The following is a 17,059-nucleotide window of genomic DNA, read 5'->3' on the forward strand; positions in this document are numbered from 1 at the left end:
CCCCCCCGGAGCGGGTACCACATCGCTGCGCGATGTGCAAGGGGAGCGGGTCGCTGTGCTCCCCGCGCCCACGCGAAGCGTGGGCGGCTCCCTGCGCTGCGCTCCGGGAGCCAGTGGGGCCGGCCGCTGCGCGCCCGGCAGGCCGCGCGGTGCGCGGCCGGGGGTGATGGGGGTCTGGCGGTGCGGCTGATGGGGCCTTCTGTAGGGGAGTTGATGGGAAGTGGGGGAGGGCTGCGCCCTCCCGGGCGGGTCCGCTGCGCTCCCCCGCCTGACGGTCCTTCCGGCTGCGCCTCCAGAACCTTGGGGCCCACTGCGTGGGCCTGGCTGGCTAGGGAGGGGTGGGGGTCGCTCGTTCGTGTCGGGTTCTAGTGTAGCGGGTGCATCGGGTTGATGCAGCATGTACCGTTGGCGGAAACACGAGACATCCCCCAACCACCGGAAACCCTCCCCGATTTTCGAGAGGAACGGCCGCAGATGACCGGACAGCAGAAATCTACCGGACTTGATCCCGCTCTGAGCAGCGATTCTTTACACCGGGTCACCCAGTACCAGACGGCGGGCACCAACGCCCGGCTGCGCGTGTTCGCGCTCCTCCAGGCGCAGGGCGTGCCCGCGAGCGAGGCGGACGACCTGGTGGCCGCCCTGGAGGCCGGTGCGGTCGCGGGGGCGCAGAGCGAGGTCGTCGAGCTGGACGGCATGGCGCCGCGCCCTCGTGGCCCGGAGTTCGAGGACGGCTGGGACGCCGGGGTGAGGACCGTCAGCGAGGCCCTGGTGGGCATCGCTGACCGGGACTGGTCCCGGCACGGAGGCCGGTCGGCCGGGGCCGCTGAACTGGCCGTACACATCGCGGCCGTGAGGCAGCGCGAGCGGGCGGACCTGGTGCGGCTGGAGCAGTTCGTCCGGACGAGCATCCTGCCGGGCCCCCACCCGCACACCACGGCCAGGCGCCGGGTGCTGGAGGCCCTGGGCGAGGCCGGCGGTCTGTGCACGGCTCGGACGGTGAACGGCGACGGGGACTCCATCGTCTGCACGCTCGATGCCGGGCACTACGACCCGGACGACAAGCCGCCCTTCAAGGGCGGAGAGCCGGGCGGCTGGCACAAGGCGGACAGCTCGATCTGGAACGACCTGGGCGCGGCCTGCATTCCGCACGCGGCCCTCTGAAACACCACCAGAATTCAGCGCTCGGGGAGGCACGGAAATGTCAGCGATTCAGCTCAAGGAACACCAGGTAGACCAGCGGTCCGCGTTTCGTAAGTGGGTCGGATTCCCTGCAAGGTCATCTGTGCCCCCGCAGGGGGCCCGGGGCACCATCGTGTCAGCGACCGGCTCGGGCAAGACGATCACGGCCGCCGCGAGCGCGCTGGAGTCCTTCGCGGACGGCCGGATCCTCGTCACCGTCCCCACCCTGGACCTCCTCGCCCAGACCGCCCAGGCGTGGCGTCTGGTCGGTCACCGGGCACCGATGATCGCGGTCTGCTCGCTGGAGAACGACCCGGTCCTGAACGAGCTGGGGGTGCGCACCACCACGAACCCGATCCAGCTCGCCCTGTGGGCGGCGTCCGGGCCGGTGGTCGTGTTCGCCACGTACGCCTCCCTGGTGGACCGCGAGGACATCGACGCACCCGAAGGCCAGCGGAAGGTCCGCGGCCCGCTGGAGGCCGCTCTGGCGGGCGGGGAGCGGCTCTACGGCCAGCAGATGGCACCGTTCGACCTCGCCATCGTCGACGAAGCGCACGGCACCGCCGGCGACCTCGGACGGCCGTGGGCCGCGATCCACGACAACGCCCGGATCCCGGCGGACTTCCGGCTCTACCTGACAGCGACCCCACGCATCCTCGCCGCGGCCAGTCCGCAGAAGGCCGGCGGCCAAGAGGCGGAGATCGCGAGCATGGCCGACGACCCCGACGGCACGTACGGGGCCTGGCTCGCGGAGCTCGGGCTGAGCGAGGCGATCGAGCGGGAGATCCTCGCCGGGTTCGAGATCGACGTCCTGGAGATCCGCGACCCCTCCCCCGTTCTCGGCGAGACCGAGGCAGCCCGGCGCGGCCGACGCCTCGCGCTCCTGCAGACCGCGCTCATGGAGCACGCCGCCGCGTACAACCTCCGCACGGTCATGACGTTCCACCAGAAGGTGGAGGAAGCCGCGGCCTTCGCGGACAAGCTGCCGGAGACCGCTGCCGAGCTGTACGTCAACGATGCCTCCGACGAGGACCTGGCCGCCGCGGACCGGCTGCCGAAGTCGTCGATCGACGCGGAGTTCTACGAGCTGGAGGCCGGCCGCCACGTACCCCCCGACCGGGTGTGGTCGGCGTGGCTGTGCGGGGACCACCTCGTCACCGAGCGGCGCGAGGTCCTGCGACAGTTCGCCAACGGCATCGACGCGGCCAACCGGCGCGTGCACCGGGCGTTCCTCGCATCCGTGCGCGTACTCGGGGAGGGCGTCGACATCACCGGCGAGCGCGGGGTGGAGGCGATCTGCTTCGCCGACACCCGCGGCTCGCAGGTCGAAATCGTCCAGAACATCGGCCGGGCCCTCCGCCTCAACCGCGACGGCTCCACGAAGATCGCCCGGATCATCGTGCCCATCTTCCTGGAGCCGAACGAGGACCCGACCGACATGGTGGCCTCCGCGAGCTTCCGCCCTCTTGTAGCCGTATTGCAGGGCCTGCGCTCTCATGACGACCGCCTCGTCGAGCAGCTCGCTTCCCGCGCCCTCACCAGCGGCAAGCGCAAGACCCACCTCCGGCGCGACGAGGACGGGCGAATCGTCGGGGGCGGCGTGGACGGCGAGGACCAGGAGGAGGACGACACCGACGCGGCGGCCGAGTCTGCCCTGCTGCACTTCTCCAGCCCTCGGGACGCCGCCACCATCGCCGCGTTCTTGCGCACCCGGGTCTACCGGCCGGAGTCGCTGGTGTGGCTGGAGGGCTACCAGGCCCTGCTGCGCTGGCGGGCCGAGAACGAGATCGCCGGCCTGCATGCCGTCCCATACGACGTGGAGGTCGAGGTCGGCGTCACCAAGGCGTTCCCGCTCGGGCGGTGGGTGCACCAGCAGCGCAAGGCCCTGCGCACCGGGGAGCTCGAGGACCGGCGCAAGGAGCTGCTGGACGCCCCGGAGGCCGGGATGGTCTGGGAGCCCGGCGAGGAGGCGTGGGAGAAAAAGCTCGCCGTGCTCCGGTCCTACCGGAAGGCCACCGGCCACCTCGCGCCCCGACAGGACGCCGTTTGGGGCGAGGACGACGAGATGGTGCCCGTCGGGCAGTACATGGCCAACCTCCGCAGGAAGGGCGCGAAGAACGGGCTCGGGAAGGACGAGGACAGCGCCACGACCCGGGCCGCGCAGCTCGCCGCGATCGACAAGGACTGGAACTGCCCCTGGCCCTTGGACTGGCAGCGGCACTGCCGCGTCCTGGCGGACCTGGTCGACGCGGACGGACAGCTGCCCGACATCGCGCCCGGCGTGCTGTGGGACGGCGACGACATCGGCCGGTGGCTCCAGCAGCAGAAGCAGCCGGCTACCTGGGCGCGGCTGCTGCCCGAGCAGCAGTCACGGCTGACCGAGCTGGGCGTGGAACCCGCCCAGGCGCCGCCTCCTGCCCCGGCGGCCGCTCGTGGAACGAAGGGGCCGAGCAAGGCGCAGCAGGCGTTCCAGCGGGGCCTGACGGCCCTGGCACAGTGGGTCGAGCGGGAAGGCGCCCACCGGCCGGTCCCCAGGGCCCACGGCGAGGAGATCGCGGTCGAGGGCGAGGCCGAGCCGGTGGTGGTGAAGCTGGGCGTGTGGGTCTCGAACACCAAGAGCCGACGCGACAAGCTCACCGCCGACCAGCTCGCCGCCATCGAGGAGCTGGGGGTGGACTGGGCTTGACCAAGGCACGTCCGGCTGTCCGTGGTGGGCGGCTGGTGCTCACTGCCTGTCTCGGGGTGGGAAGAATCCTTGGCGTTCCGAGCCGTCCACGCTGAATGCGTGGACGGTGGCACGCCCTCTGATGCTCGCTGGCGGTGTCGGGTTCTCGATCACGATGACCTGGCCCGGGGGGTTCTCCAGGAGGTCGCGGTAGAAGTTCTCGGCGACGTCGGCGGTCATCAGCTCGGGGCGGTCTTCGTGCGGGTCTTCGGGCCGGCGGTAGGTGAGGACCGGAGTGTCGAGCACGACGAAGCCCGGGTGGATCAGGTCGCGGGCTGTGTTCCGGCGCGCGAGTGATACGGCGAAGGCGGCGTGGAGGATGGACCGCATGCCCCTGCCGCGGCTCTTTCGCGGTTGTCCGTCAACGGAGAGCTCGGCAGTCGTCGGGTCGTAGCGGACTTGGTTGCTCCCCGGCACATGCCAGGCTTCCAAGGTCTCATGAATCATGCGCTCGAAGTCGGCGACGTCGGCGGCGGGGATGCCGTCGGGACGAGCTGCTGGCGGAGCAGGAGCCACGGTGGACAGCGATGCCTTGAGGTCTTCGAGCTGCTCGATCTGAGCATGCAGGGCCAGCTGGTTTTCGACCCGGGAGCGGGCGTTCAGAAGTTCGGTGGCGTCCGTGTCGACCGGTTGCATCCGTTGATCGAGTGCGCGGAGCTCCGCAGCGTTGTGCGTGAGCTCTTCGTCTCGGGCAGCGCGGGCCGACTCTATGTCCGCTGCCTGCTCTTCCAAGTCCTCGATCATGAGGAGCAGGTCGCTGAGCAGGTCCGTTGTCTTACGCGTCTCCGCAGATACAGACGCTGCCAGCTGGGTGCTCTCGGCGACGTGGTGCTCCGGGTGCTGGTGCTGGGGCTCGGCGCCGCAGAAGACGCAAGTCCCGGTCTGGAAGTAGCCCAAGAGGGTTCCGGCTTCACCAACCATCTGGAGCCGGGCCAAGTCGGACTCGTACTGCTCTTTCAGCAGAGCGAATCGTGCCAGCAGCTGCTGAACCTCGTCGCCGCGCTGCTGGGCCGCGAGGTTGATCTCTTCCAGGCTCCGGCGGTCACGGAGAAGGCTGGTGCGGACTTCAGCAAGTTCGACGGCGGCGGAGGTCACCTCGCCGAGGGCCGCCTGCAGTCGGTCGAGTTGCCCCCGCAGCTGCGACTGGTTCACCTCCATCGTGAGCTTCCCGCGGTTCTCGTCGATCAGGTGGTCGATGACCGCGATCTTCCCCTTGCCGAACTGCTTCTCCAGATTGCTGGGCGCCGCAGGACGTTCCGGCTCTTCCTCTCCGCTGAGGAGGAGCTTGAAGACCGACTTCTCCCTGGTCTCGTTCAGGGGATTCCGGGTGCCGAGTACCGGAGAGTGCTGGTCTGCCATGCGTGTGTCGTTGACGACGGCCAGGCGCGCAAGGTCCCGAAAGTTCAGCGGCAGCACGTTGCCGCGGCCGCTCTGGAGGATCCGCTGGCCGTCGATCCCCAGGACGGTCAGCAGGTAGCGGGAGATGTTCTTCTTCGACTTGGCATTGTGCTTGAACTTGAGAGTCTCGGCCGCCGGCTCCGACGGCATCTCTCGGAGATCGTGGTCGAACACTTCGATGGTGTCGCCGCCGATGGCGCGGGACAGGGTGAGGCTGCGTCCGTCGCTCACCCGCAGGCCCAGAAGGATGCGGGTGTAGCCGTCGTCCTCCGGGATCGACTTGAGCTCTTTGGCGCCCAGCATGTAGTCCACGGCCTCTTCGACGTAGGACTTGCCGGTGTCAGAGGCTCCGTAGATGACCGTCAGGCCGGGACTGAATTCGACCGCCGCCGGGGACTTTCCCATGCCGAGGAAGGTCAGGTGTACGAGCGTCAGTCTGATCACAGGACGTCCTCTCCCAGGTCGCCGGGGCTCACGTGAATACGGTCAGACCAGCGCTGGGTGATCTGCTTCATGCCCTCGCGGACGTCCGTTCCCTCATGCATGTAGGTGCTGGTGAGCCAGTCGGCCCGTTCGATGAGCTGGCCAACGTAGGGGGCTTCCAGAGCACTGAGGAAGCTCGCTGCCTCGTCCGTGGCCCCGTACATGAAGCCGTGGTCGGTGGTCGTCATGTCGGCGAGGCCGGCGCGCAGCAGGACCATGAGGCCCTGCTCGATGAGGCGCCGGCGCAGGCCGAGCTCGCCGGGGCTGGCGGGCAGGTCGGGGTGGAGGCTGGCGGGGCCGTGGTCGAGGTCGCCGCTGTGGAGCATGGCATGGTCCAGGTAGACGAGCTGGGCGACGTCCAGGCGGCGGGGGAAGGTCTCTGACAGGAGGACCAGAGCACGCATCCCGGCCTCCACGGGGCTGTTGAGAGCGGTCACGGGGTCTCCTCTTTGCACCAGGTCAGCCGGTCGGCGTTGGCCAGGCGATGACACATGCCCTTGAGGTCGATGACCTTCACCACGGGAGCGAGGATGTTCGCCGGGTTCGGCTGGTGGGCGACGGCCGCGTCGAGCACGGCTTCGAGCCGTGCGTAGCCGCTGGCGTGGTCTCGGTCTTCGATCTCGATCACGGCGTCGTACAGGTCGGTCTCGATCGCGGTGTAGGTCGCTTCCGGGACGCTCTCCTGCGCGAAACGCCACAGCGACTCGGCGTGGAAGAAGGCGGCACGCTGGCGGAAGAGGTGGCCGCTGACCTTCGCATGGTCGCGGGCCTCTTGCAGCGTTTCCAGGGCGATGCCGTGTTTCGCGTTGTAGGCGTCCAGCAGCTTGCGGACGTAGACGGCCTCGTGGGGTGCCTGGTCGGTTGGGGCCGGGTCGGCGGCGGGGCGCTCCTTGAGCTGTTTCGGGAAGCGTCTTACGTGGTGGGGGGTCGCGGCATGCAGTTCGAGAATCTCGTCTAGGTCCCCGGCTTCGAACATCGAGAAGTCCGTCTTGCGCGCCAACGCACCCACAGCTGTACGCATCTCGGGGCTGAGCTTGGGCTTGATCCCGAGCTTGGACTCCTTGTCGTCCCATGCCGCGAAGAACTCGTCTTTCAGCTGGGGTGGGTTGAGCAGGAGCCGTTCGAGTCCTGTGCCGATCTTGGGGGCGACAAAGATGTAGCGCGTGGGCAGCTCGTACGTGCCGAGGATCTTCGCGACGAAGATTTTGACCATCTCCGGGAAGGCGTCCGCCTGCCCGAGCGGCTTGAGGTAGTGCTTGCACTGATAGCAGTGCCACTCGCCCGCGGTGCCCTGCACGGAGAGGCAGGCTGCGACGTCCGCTCCACGATCGCCGGCCCCACCCATCCGCTGCACCCGGGCGTAGGGGCGCCCAGACCACGTACCGAACTGGCGGACCCACTCGACGGTGAAGTCCTCCCAGTCGTCCTCGTCGTAGATGTACTTCAGGTACACCTGAGGCGTGGGCAAGGGAGCGCTCTGGGTCGGCGGGGCCACCACGACGACCTCCGGTGACTTGGGCTCCGGAAACCCCTCGAACACCGGCCGGGCGCCATCTCTCCCCGGCTCAAGCCTCCCTGCCACAGCCCACCCCCGGCCCCACCGCCACGCAAGATCACTCACGGTAGTGATATCACCCCGCATGGTCCGTCAGGAAGGCGCCCGGGCAGCCTCATCCCTTGGAGTTGATGGTCGATCACTCCCAGCCCAGGCGGCCAGCCGTACGCAACGGGGTCGAGCACGGCGCAGCAGGCGCTCCAGCGGGGACTGACGACCCTTGCGCAGTGGGTGGAGCGGGAAGGCGCGGACCAGCCGGTGCCGCGCCCACGGGCAGGATGTCGCAGTCGAGGCGAGGCGGAGCCGGTGGTGGTGCAGCTGGGGGTGTGGGTCTCGAACCAAGTCCCGGCGCGACAAGCTCGGCGCCCTCGCGAAGTCGGGAGTGGAGTGGGCGTGACAGGTTCCCTGGCTCGTCGTTGAGCGGGGAGGTCAGCGAAGTGGAGGCCCCGGGGCGTCGTGACCCCCGGGGCCTTCGCCTTGCCCCCGGCACCGGACGGTGGTGCAACACAGAGCTGCAACGCGGCCCCCAGACCGGCCTTCGACCGGTGTTCTTCCAGGTCAGAGGTGCAACGTGCTCACGTGTTGCAGAGCCGGTGTTGCGCGTTCGAGCAGGTGCGTTGCAGTCGCCGGTGCCGCGTCACCGCTTCGAGTGGCTTGTTCGTCGCCAGCCCCGGGGAGCCTTGCCGGGAAGCACGCACCCCTGTGGTCCCCGTCGGCTATACCGGAGCGGGGCCGACTGCCCTGCCCGCTGTAGGAGAAGGAGCCCACTGCCTTATGACCGACGCCGCGAACACTCCTCCCATTACCCGCGCCGCCCGCGTGCTCACCACCGTCTTCGTCGTCATCTCCGTCGCCTACATCGGCTTAATGACCTTCATCTCGGTGCCTGAGCTCACGGACTACATGAGCGGCCGGGACATCGACTTCCCGGTGTTCCTGGCCATCGCGGCCGTCGCCGGCCCCGCCCTGTTCTGGGCCTACATCGGCCTCGGCTTCGGGCTGAGCAAGACGGGCTGGGCAGCCGGACTGGCCCTCACCGGCATCCTCACCGCCCTCACCTACGGGTGGCTCCTCGCCTCCTCCAACGGCCACGGCTTCTCCTACTGGCTGTTCCTCACCCTGATCGTCGCCACCAACCTCGGCGCCTTCTGCGTGATCCCCTACGTCCTCGTCCTCGGCACCGTCCGGCGTCGCTAACCCTCCGAGCCGTAGCCGCACAGGCCCGGCCTACGGCTCCTCATTCCGCGTACCCCACCGACCGGCGAACCCCTCTAGGGCGCGGCGCTGCTGTTCCTCGCGGGCGATCTGCTGCGCGAGGACGTCGCGGTCGATGTACGGGTCGACGGCGGCGAGGACCAGGCGCTGGAGTTCGTCCGGCTCCAGCGCTTCCACTTCCCACTGGACCGGGCGCTCGATGTCGAAGCTGTAGCGGCGGGCGAAGGCCGGCCATCTCGGGTCGCCGCGTTTGCCCTCGGTCGCCGGGAGCCCGTACGCGCGCACCTGCTCGTAGGTGAGCAGCACCCGGGTCACCGAGTCCCAGCAGCCCGTCCTCTGCACCCAGTCGCGCTCGATGTCCTCGCCGGAGCAGTCGAAGTCGCCGACCACGAGTAGCCGGGCTCCGCGTTGTTCGTGGGCGACGCGGTCGCGGACGACGTCGGCGTAGGACTGGGAGCTGAAGCCGCGCACCACGAGCACGGGGATGCCCGCGAACTCGAGCCAGCCGGTCAGCTGCTGCCGCAGAGTGTCCTTCTCCGCCGCGACGTACAGGGCGTGCTCCTGGCCCGCCGTGCGGTCCAGGCGGAACCAGTCGGGCATCTCGGCGACGAAGGCGTCCGCGTCCGGCCAGGCCGGCGGGACGTGGACTTCGCGGACGGTGTCGATCAGGTCGGGGAAGCGGCTCTCGCGGCGGGCCTGGGCCAGCTGCGAGGACAGCCGGCGGTACATCGGCGGCGTGTGCGGCAGTACGCCCTCGGCCGCGAGCCGGTACATGACCTGCCGCAACGTGACCTTCAGCGGCGCGTACCCGTCCACGATCTCCCGCGCCCGTTCCACGACGAGGGGCCACCGGATCCGTTCACGAGCCATACCGGTACTTGTACCCCTGCGGCGCCGCTGGCCCCCGGGATACGGATAGACCTCCCCCCCTCGGCTATCGCGAGGTAAGAGGTGTCGTTTTCCGAAGGGGGCTTGCCCACGGGCTCTGACCTGCCCGAATGCATGATCACCAGATTCGGGGGGTCCCACTTACGGTCACACCTGCGGTCCCCCGTCTAGTGCACCCGTGCAGACAACCCTCCAGCCCCCTTCCGGTGCAACCCTGCTGCCGGTCGGGATGCGCCCGCCAACCCTCCCGGCCGGGGAGGCTTGCCCGGGTGCGCTGAATGGGTGGAGGCCAGGGCCTGTGGCGTGCCTGGGCCGCCGGGCAGCGGTTGTGGGTTCGGCGGACCGATCGGCCCGTGCACGGATCACGTCTGCGAGGCAGGGCATGGGACGACACAAGTTGCACAAGCCGCGCGCGCCGCGCGGTGAGGGCGAGCAGCCGACGGAGTGGTTCGGCACCGCGTTCCACTCCGTCCGCGGGATGCAGCACCTGGATGTCCGCCGGTCCGGCAACGGCGTCCTGATCACCTCCTCCCCCGCCGAGATCGACGGGGCCCGGGCCTCGTGGCAGCTGCGCCTGCGCAACGATGACGGCGGCCAGGGCCTGAACGAGATGGGCACGGCCATGAAGGCCGGGCGCGGGCACATCTACAGCGTGAGCGAGGAGCCCGGCGCCAAGACCGTCCTGGCGTTCCTCCCGAACTACCCCGCCGAGGGCGTCGGCACTCTGGCCCGGGTCCGCACCAGCGAAGGCCCCGACGGCGACGACGTGGTCTTCGAGCGGTCTGCGGAGCGGCCGATGGGGTTGTGGGCCGAGGCCGGGGAGAACCTCCTGCGGATCGTGCCGCAGCTCGGCCCGGACGCGCCGGCCGGAGACGGCGTCGACGACTGCCTGCCGTGCCCCGGCTGCTACCGGCCCGTCTACGAGAGCTCCTCCTCGCACACCCTCATCGGGGCCGGGCCGTTCCCCTGGCCGGGCTGTGCAGGCTGTGCGCCGACGGCAGCACTCTCCGCTCGTTGCGCCAGGCCGACGGCGTCCCCGTCGACCCGGAGCAGCTCGTCGTCCTGGAGGCCGTGGCCGCCGCGATGGCGTAGTTAGGCCGCTGGCCTGGGCAAGCCGCCCTCGCGGGTGGCTTGCCCAGGCATTCGGGCTCGCCCGGACGCCAGTTTCAGCATCGGGAGCATCCGCCGCCGCACCGGGGGCGGCGCGCTGGCGGGCGTTCCTCCTGGCTAGCTCTCGGAGAGTTTCGCGGAGGGCGGCAGGGCCATGTCGAGGAGTGCGTCGATGGTCTTCTCGCCGAGCTTGCTGTCGAGGTGGAGGGATCGGCGGATGATCTTCCCGACCGTTGCTGGGTCCATGTTCAGCCGTGTGCGGGCGTCCAGGCAGATCTCGCTCAGGAGGTTGGCGGTGTGGTCTGGCTTTCGCTGGACGTACCAGTCAAAGACCTGGACCACGTCGGGGCGGAGGGTGCCGAGCCAGAATCCTTTCCTCCCTTTCCGGACTTCTTGGGCCAGGTGGGAGAGCACGGCTTCGATCAGCGTCGTGCGCAGCGCCGACATGGGGATAAGGCTTTCGGTTCCGCTCGTGAGGGAGACGGCGGACCACCAGGCGAGAGTCTTGGCTGCCTCCTCGGTCTGCTTCCCGTCTCCTTGGATGACCTTGGTGAGGCGGTTGTGGTCGGCGACGAGCCCTTGGGGCTGCGGGGTGCCGAAAGAGGTGATGGAGGAGAGGAGGGCGCCGGGACCGTGGGCACGGTGGTGTTGTTCCGCCCAGTCCCGGGCCACGGGCCGCGACCACAGAGGTCCGTCTGCGTCGTGGGCCTGCGGTTTGGGCATCTTGTGGTCTTCGTACTGCGCGTGCGGGAGGTCGTCCTCGGCGATGTTCGCGATCCTCGCCAGCCCGGCGCGGTCCACCAGGCGGCCCGGTTCCAGCTCGGGAGCCTTCAGGGCCGACGACGCACTCGTCCAGCGGCCTGGCGTCCGGCAGGTGCCGTCGGTGCTCTGCCCACAGCGCCAGGTGGTCGCGCCAGTTGGGCAGGGCCGTCTTGTGCGCGGTGAAGGCGGCGATGGTGGCGATGGTCGCCTTGCCGGGGTCGGCGGAGTGGACCAGAAGGTCCGCGGCCGTGACGGTGAGCGCGTCCTTCACGGGGCGCGCCTCGTAGCGTTCGTAGGCCCCGTCGAAGACCACGCCGGGACGGTGCCAGGTGGTGCCGTCCCACCAGTAGCCGCCGTGCCGGTAGAGGAAGCCGGTGTGGCCGTAGACCCAGTCGTGGTGGAGTCCGCTCCAGCTGCGGTCGGTGACCAGCACGACGGTGCGGCCGTGCTCGGGGCGGTAGTGGACGGCCCACGCGTACGCGCGGTTCTTCGGCTCGGTGGTGAAGGCCACCCAGCCGCCTCCCGGTAACGGGTCGGTGCGGCCCCACAGCCCCTCGCCCTGGTCCCGGCCGATGCGCTCAATCGCGTCCGGGTTGTCGAGCGGCAGCCGTTCGTCGTTGATGAACGGCAGGCCCGGAACGGGATGATCGGTACGAAGCCCGTTGGCCACCGGCCGGAAGTCACCCAAGGTGGATTCTCCTTTGCGACACGAGAGCCCCACGCGGACGCGGGGGAGGTAAGTCCCCTCATCCCTGCGGCAGCACCGGCTCCGTTAAACCGCTCGGGCGGGACATCGAGCGAAGCCGTCGTACAAGCGGTCCGCCCAGCCGGGCGATGTTCCTCTGGTTCGTACACGCACGGGTGAACCCATCGCGGCTGGCGAACCGACCCCCACCACGCTGTCGTCGACAAGGGGATGAAGCCGATCGACGAAGAGCACATCGCGGAGCCTGGCCTGGTCGTACTCGACATCACCGGCGGGGACGAGGACACCGTCCGGGCCGTCATGACCGCGCTAGAAGAGCGCTGGGCGACCTCCGGCATCAGCCCGATGCGCCGGGACCCTGGCGAGCCCGGGGTCCGGGCCCGGATCTACGCCAACATTCTGCGCCCGGGATGGGAAGCCCCATAGCCACAAGCCCCTGGGCAAGCCGTCCTCGCGGAAGGCTTGCCCAGGGTCGCCTTGGGCTTGCCCAGGCGCTCAGGCTTGCCCGGCCGCCGGCGCGCCCACAAGGGATGAGCACGCCCAGTGCCGTGACAGTGGAAGCACATCCCTCCGTCGGGCGTGCTGTGCGCGTCGATGGTGTTGACGGCGTCGCGCAGGAGTTGGGTGAGGCCATCGACGTGGCCCGTGTGGAGGGCGAGCTGGTGGCGCTTGCCGAGCAGGATCTCCAGCGCGGCGCCCAGCGCGGCGGCGCCCAGTTCGTAGACCCGCCGGACAGCTCTACTCGCGCGGTGAAGGCGATGTCATCGGGCTGGGTGAGGCAAGCCCTCCGTGCCGAGGGCTTGCCCAGCAGTTCCCGTGACCGGTTGGCAGACCAGTCGTCACCGATCCGCCTCCCGCGATCGGTCAACCAGCACCTCAGCCGTGACTGGTCCAGGCACCTCCCAGCCTGGGAGGTGCCCGGTCATCGATCAGCCACCTTGGGTGCGAAGGGCCTCGTCAGGGCCGCCGGCGGAGCCAGCTGCGGCCCCGGCCCGGCACGGGCTCGTCCTCCTGCTCCGGCGGAGTGGCGACCTGGCGGCGGGCGGCTTCGGCGGCGGCCTCCTGGCGGGCGACGTCGTCGTCGCGGCACGGACCGCACACGGACTTGTTCCCAGCCCGGACGGCGGTCCGGTGCACAGTGATCTCGTCCCAGCGCTCGTCGGTGAACTTCCGCCCGCACCGCTTGCACACCGGACGCTGCGCCTCCCGCAGCGCGGCCCGGCGCCGCTTGTCCTCCGCGTCGGCGCGGGCCTCCTGGGCGCGGTAGAGGGTGTGGCCGTCGGGGTTGTCCAGCGCGTCCGTCAGCGTCTGCTCCCCGGTCCGTCCCAGGCGCCGCCACGCCTTCGCGTCAGCGCCGTGTTCCTGGAGCTGTTCCAGGGTGGTGACGACGACGGGTACCGCCTGGCGGTAGTCGAGCGCCGTGATGGCCTTCTCGTAGAGGGAGTCGTACCGGCGCGGCGCCCAGTAGCGGCGGCCGGCCTCCTCCAGCACGGCGACCGTGTTGGCGACCTTAGCCTCGGTGGTGTCCGCGAACACGAACGCCACCGGGACCAGACCCTCGCGGCCGGTCGGCGGGTAGACGCGGCGCCACAGCCGCTGCTCGTGGTCGACGTGCTCGATCGCGTCCGGCCGGGAGCGGACGAGGTCCGCGGTGCGCTTGTCCGCGTCCCTCGGCAGCAGCCGTCCCCACTCCCAGTACCGGCGCAGCTTGGTCACCAGCTCGTGTGCGTCCTCGGAGCGGCGGTCGACCTCCACCAGGAGCACGGGCACCCCGGCGTCCGGCGCCCGCACCACCAGATCCACCCGCTGCACGTACCCGTCGGCGAGCCGGTGGCCGATCTCGGTGGCGAAGCCGAGCCGGTGGCCGATGCCTGCGCGGTGGAGTTCGGCGGCCGTCGAGGTGACCGCCGCGGCGTGCTCGTCGTAGCCGGCACCGAGCAGCTTCCCCGTGACCGGGTCGTACTTCTTCTCCCGCAGTGCCGAGACCCGTATGCCCTTCGGCTCCAGCAGCTGCTTCGCCTCGTCGTGTCCGCGCTTGGTCAGCACCCACACCTGCCGCTGGTCCTTCCGCACCGTCTCGATCCTCACCAGGTGGTGGTCCTCCAGGTCCAGGAGGTTGTCGCGTACGAGCCTGTCGTGCTGGTTACCGGGACGGGTCAGCTTCCACAGCTGGTCGGGCGTAGCCCTCTGGAAGATCCCCAGCGCCTGCAGGAGCTCCCGGCGTCGGGGCGCGGTCGAGTTCTTCCGGTGAGTGGGACGCCTTGCTACATCTACATGAGGGATGTCGGCGCTGCGACGCCCCACTTTTCGCCGGGTCTGACCTGCGGAAACTCCCGACTTCCGGCGGCGCGGCATGGAGGGGGTGATGGAGGGGTCCACGGAGGGGGCTACGCCGGGCTGGTCAAGGTGCTGCTGGGGGTCGTCTGCGGGCACAGGATGCTCCTGAAGGTGGGGCGAGACCTACCTCGCCATTCACCTAGTACTGGTAGGAAATTCGGGCTCCGTGTGACGCCGACCTCGGAAATCCTGCCGTCGTGACCGCATCGTGATCAACCCCGAGGGGGGGAGAGTTCTCCCCCATCAGCGCCCGGACTCTGTCCACAGGGTCGCGGCCCCAGGCTCCTGTTGAGGCCGCCGCGATCAGCGTGGCGGCCCGTCGATGAGGAGTTGTCATGCCGCAGAACCCCGCTGATGCATTGTCCGAACCGCTGACCAGGGAAGCAGTGACGAGTGCCTTCGACTACCTCCGGGCGGTCCAGGCCGGTGACACCCGGGCCGCCGGCGACCTCCTCGCCGCCGAACCGCGGATGCCGGCCTTCCTCACCGGCATCGCCGAAGGGATCGTCGAGGCGGGCACCTCGCTGCCCGGCCCGGACGACGACGCGCCGACATGGGACTCCTTCGCCCTGGAGGCGCTCGGCAAGGTCTTCCTGCGTGCCCTGCGCCGCTGGCAGCAGGCCGGACCGGACGCCGCCCCGGGCATCGCCCAGACGGTCATCGACTTCGCCACGGCGATCCGCTGCGAAGAGTGCGAAGAGCACTACGACATCGCCCACGAGCTGGACGTCTACGAGTTGTGCGCGAAGGGCCGGCTGCTCCTGGACGCGCAGGCCGCATCGGCCGCGGCCTACCCGGTGGACACCACCACCCCGTAGCGCGCACCAGGTGAGCCCGCGCTCATCTCCCCGCCAGCAATCACGTCCTGGGGCCCTCCCATCAACGAGACGGCCCGTACACGAGGAGCAACCTATGCCCGAGACCATCACCACGCCGCTCGTCCCGATGAAGCCGGAGGACGTCTCCGCCGCCTTCGCCTACCTCCGGGCCCGTGTCGCTGGGGACTTCGACACCGCCTGCGACGTCGCCGACGACACGGGCCCGGAGCAGCTGCACCGGCTGCTCGTGGACGTCGCCGCGCGCGTCTTCATCCCGGTCACCGCCGTGGACGACTACCACGGGGAGCCGTGCGCGCACTCCTTCCTGGCCGCCGCGCTCGGACGGCTGCTGCTGGAACTCGTGGTCCACGGCGTGTGCCTGAGCAGCCTGCCGGGCGCCGCCGACGCCATCAGCCGCTTCACCGCGAACATCCTCACCGAGGACCGCCGCGGCGTCGCCGGCGTCCTGCGCCAGCTGGAGGCCGCGGGGATGCAGCAGGCGATGGAGGCGCACCCGGCGCACCGCACCACCGAGTAGAGCGCACCTTCGGAACGGCGGTGGTGCGGTCCGGCGCGCGTCCCCGGCGCACCACCGCACCACCGTGGCGCGCACCATCGCGCACCGCACCGTCGTCCGGCGGTGCGGTGCGCCGCGTCGCCGCACCGCACCGGGCGCGCGCCGCGACCGGGCGGGCTCCTATATCACACACCCCCTTGGCCGCGACCTGATCGCGGGCCGAAACCGGCTCTGTCCAGGGGAAACGTCGCGGTAGCAGAACTCGACAAGGGGGAGCGGCAGAGGTCGACAAGGGGGCACGTGCGCCCGGCCGCACCCGGACCACGGGGCGCCGGCGGCGGGCGCACCGGTGCGGTGCGGGGCATCGGGTACGGCGCACCGGCGCGCGCGGGAGTGCCGGGCATCGTCGTGGTGGTGCGGTGCCGGGTACGGCGGCGCACCACCACGGTGCGCACGACGGTGGAGTCCACCGTCGTCCGGGGCACCAGAGTGGAGCCCATCGGGTGGAGCCCACTCAGTGGCAATGCCCGGCATCGGGTGGGGTCCACTCGGTGGGCGATGCCGGGCATCGTCACCGTAGCCAGACGTTGGAGTGCCGCGACCGGGACAGGGCGCGGGCATCGCGGCGCGGCCGCGTTGCCAATCCGGCTCTGCCGGGAGCGAGGGCGGCGCGACTCCCCGGCTGCCAGGCGGCGCTTCCCTGCGTCCTGGATCCGCTCCCACTGGTCCTCCAGTTCCTTCTTCTTGGCCGCCTTAGGCTTCGGTGTCCGGGGCCGCTTCCAGATCGGCTGCCACCCCGAGGCTTCTTCGAGCGCGGCGGCTATCTCCTCACTGGCTGCGAGGGCTCGGGCGAGGACCTCCTCCAGTCCCGGGAGCTGAGGGTTCTCCGGGGTGGTCATGCGAGTCCCCCAGAGGGTGTCCGCCCCGGCGCCGGCTGCACGCCGGGCGGAGGAGTGTGTGACGGTACGGGCGTCGCCGGGGCGGGCTGCGGCCGGAGGCGGTGGGCGACGTCGCGCTCCCGGACACCGTCCGGGAGGCTGACGGCGATCAGGGCGACGGCCTCGATCGTGGAGCGGGTCTGCTCCAGCGCGGCAACATCGGTCTCCTGCTGCTGCTCCCGGTCGCGGCCGGACTTCCGGTCCGTACGCGACAGCCGCGGGCCGGACCTCGAGGCGCCGAGCACGGCGACGGCGTGCGGACGGGCACGGGAGCCCAGCGCTCCGAGCGGCGCACCGCCTGAACCCGGGCGGAGAGCGCGCCGGCGGCCCGGCGGGCCCGCGCGTAGAGGGGCAGCATCCGGCGGCGGGTCGCGGGCGCAGCACAGCCTGGTCGTCGGTGTCGCGCGGGTACAGGGCGCGCAGGT

General features: G+C 70.4%; 14 protein-coding genes and 1 pseudogene. 8 read left to right on the top strand and 7 right to left on the bottom strand.

Annotation, left to right across the window (positions count from 1 at the left end; translation table 11 throughout):
* Positions 1-474 precede the first annotated feature (474 nt).
* Together ACZ6J5_RS33590 and ACZ6J5_RS33595 are read left to right on the top strand one after the other, a co-directional pair.
* Complete coding sequence (locus tag ACZ6J5_RS33590; RefSeq protein ID WP_469397722.1) at positions 475-1,164, top strand: hypothetical protein; 690 nt, start codon at positions 475-477, stop codon at positions 1,162-1,164.
* A 37-nt stretch (positions 1,165-1,201) separates the two neighbouring features.
* Positions 1,202-3,868 (top strand): helicase associated domain-containing protein, encoded by a 2,667-nt coding sequence (locus tag ACZ6J5_RS33595; RefSeq protein WP_469397723.1) that lies wholly within the window; start codon positions 1,202-1,204, stop codon positions 3,866-3,868.
* Between the two features lie 39 nt (positions 3,869-3,907).
* On the opposite strand, the gene ACZ6J5_RS33600 is transcribed toward ACZ6J5_RS33595, so the two are convergent.
* Genes ACZ6J5_RS33600 through ACZ6J5_RS33610 form a run of 3 tightly spaced genes read right to left on the bottom strand, consistent with a single transcriptional unit; the run spans position 3,908 to position 7,241 of the window.
* The gene (locus ACZ6J5_RS33600; RefSeq protein WP_469397724.1) at positions 3,908-5,749 is read right to left on the bottom strand and encodes a hypothetical protein; all 1,842 of its coding nucleotides are present in this window, start codon (positions 5,747-5,749) and stop codon (positions 3,908-3,910) included.
* Positions 5,746-6,225, bottom strand: coding sequence for an ABC-three component system middle component 2 (locus tag ACZ6J5_RS33605; protein ID WP_452941185.1), 480 nt, complete (start codon positions 6,223-6,225; stop codon positions 5,746-5,748). The genes ACZ6J5_RS33600 and ACZ6J5_RS33605 overlap by 4 nt, the downstream gene beginning before the upstream one ends.
* Entirely contained in the window at positions 6,222-7,241 is a 1,020-nt protein-coding gene (locus tag ACZ6J5_RS33610) for an ABC-three component system protein (RefSeq protein ID WP_469397725.1), read from the bottom strand. Before ACZ6J5_RS33610 ends, ACZ6J5_RS33605 begins: the two co-directional genes overlap by 4 nt.
* A gap of 876 nt (positions 7,242-8,117) precedes the next feature.
* On the opposite strand from ACZ6J5_RS33610, the gene ACZ6J5_RS33615 reads away from it, so the two are divergent.
* Complete coding sequence (locus tag ACZ6J5_RS33615; RefSeq protein WP_469397726.1) at positions 8,118-8,540, top strand: hypothetical protein; 423 nt, start codon at positions 8,118-8,120, stop codon at positions 8,538-8,540.
* A 30-nt stretch (positions 8,541-8,570) separates the two neighbouring features.
* On the opposite strand, the gene ACZ6J5_RS33620 is transcribed toward ACZ6J5_RS33615, so the two are convergent.
* Entirely contained in the window at positions 8,571-9,428 is an 858-nt protein-coding gene (locus ACZ6J5_RS33620; protein WP_469397727.1) for a hypothetical protein, read from the bottom strand.
* A 400-nt stretch (positions 9,429-9,828) separates the two neighbouring features.
* On the opposite strand from ACZ6J5_RS33620, the gene ACZ6J5_RS33625 reads away from it, so the two are divergent.
* Positions 9,829-10,542 (top strand): hypothetical protein, encoded by a 714-nt coding sequence (locus ACZ6J5_RS33625; protein ID WP_469397728.1) that lies wholly within the window; start codon positions 9,829-9,831, stop codon positions 10,540-10,542.
* Positions 10,543-10,673: 131 nt separating this feature from the next.
* Here ACZ6J5_RS33625 and ACZ6J5_RS33630 read toward each other — a convergent pair whose 3' ends face one another.
* Positions 10,674-11,357, bottom strand: coding sequence for a hypothetical protein (locus ACZ6J5_RS33630; RefSeq protein WP_469397729.1), 684 nt, complete (start codon positions 11,355-11,357; stop codon positions 10,674-10,676).
* Between the two features lie 877 nt (positions 11,358-12,234).
* On the opposite strand from ACZ6J5_RS33630, the gene ACZ6J5_RS33635 reads away from it, so the two are divergent.
* A complete protein-coding gene (locus tag ACZ6J5_RS33635) occupies positions 12,235-12,450 on the top strand; it encodes a DUF6207 family protein (RefSeq protein ID WP_469397730.1) in 216 nt (71 codons plus the stop codon).
* A gap of 531 nt (positions 12,451-12,981) precedes the next feature.
* Here ACZ6J5_RS33635 and ACZ6J5_RS33640 read toward each other — a convergent pair.
* Complete coding sequence (locus ACZ6J5_RS33640) at positions 12,982-14,235, bottom strand: replication-relaxation family protein (protein ID WP_469397811.1); 1,254 nt, start codon at positions 14,233-14,235, stop codon at positions 12,982-12,984.
* Between the two features lie 461 nt (positions 14,236-14,696).
* Here ACZ6J5_RS33640 and ACZ6J5_RS33645 point away from each other — a divergent pair, with 461 nt between their 5' ends.
* Together ACZ6J5_RS33645 and ACZ6J5_RS33650 are read left to right on the top strand one after the other, a co-directional pair.
* Positions 14,697-15,179: a hypothetical protein gene (locus ACZ6J5_RS33645; protein WP_469397731.1), complete on the top strand. Its 483-nt coding sequence runs from the start codon at positions 14,697-14,699 to the stop codon at positions 15,177-15,179.
* A gap of 94 nt (positions 15,180-15,273) precedes the next feature.
* A complete protein-coding gene (locus ACZ6J5_RS33650; RefSeq protein ID WP_469397732.1) occupies positions 15,274-15,717 on the top strand; it encodes a hypothetical protein in 444 nt (147 codons plus the stop codon).
* 550 nt (positions 15,718-16,267) lie between these two features.
* Here ACZ6J5_RS33650 and ACZ6J5_RS33655 read toward each other — a convergent pair.
* Positions 16,268-16,595: pseudogene (locus ACZ6J5_RS33655) on the bottom strand (hypothetical protein).
* A 101-nt stretch (positions 16,596-16,696) separates the two neighbouring features.
* Here ACZ6J5_RS33655 and ACZ6J5_RS33660 point away from each other — a divergent pair.
* Positions 16,697-16,936 carry a hypothetical protein gene (locus tag ACZ6J5_RS33660; protein WP_469397733.1) on the top strand — a complete coding sequence of 80 codons (240 nt, stop codon included), beginning with the start codon at positions 16,697-16,699 and terminating at the stop codon, positions 16,934-16,936.
* The last annotated feature ends 123 nt before the right edge of the window (positions 16,937-17,059 follow it).

Source organism: Streptomyces sp. NPDC042100 (assembly GCF_055582325.1).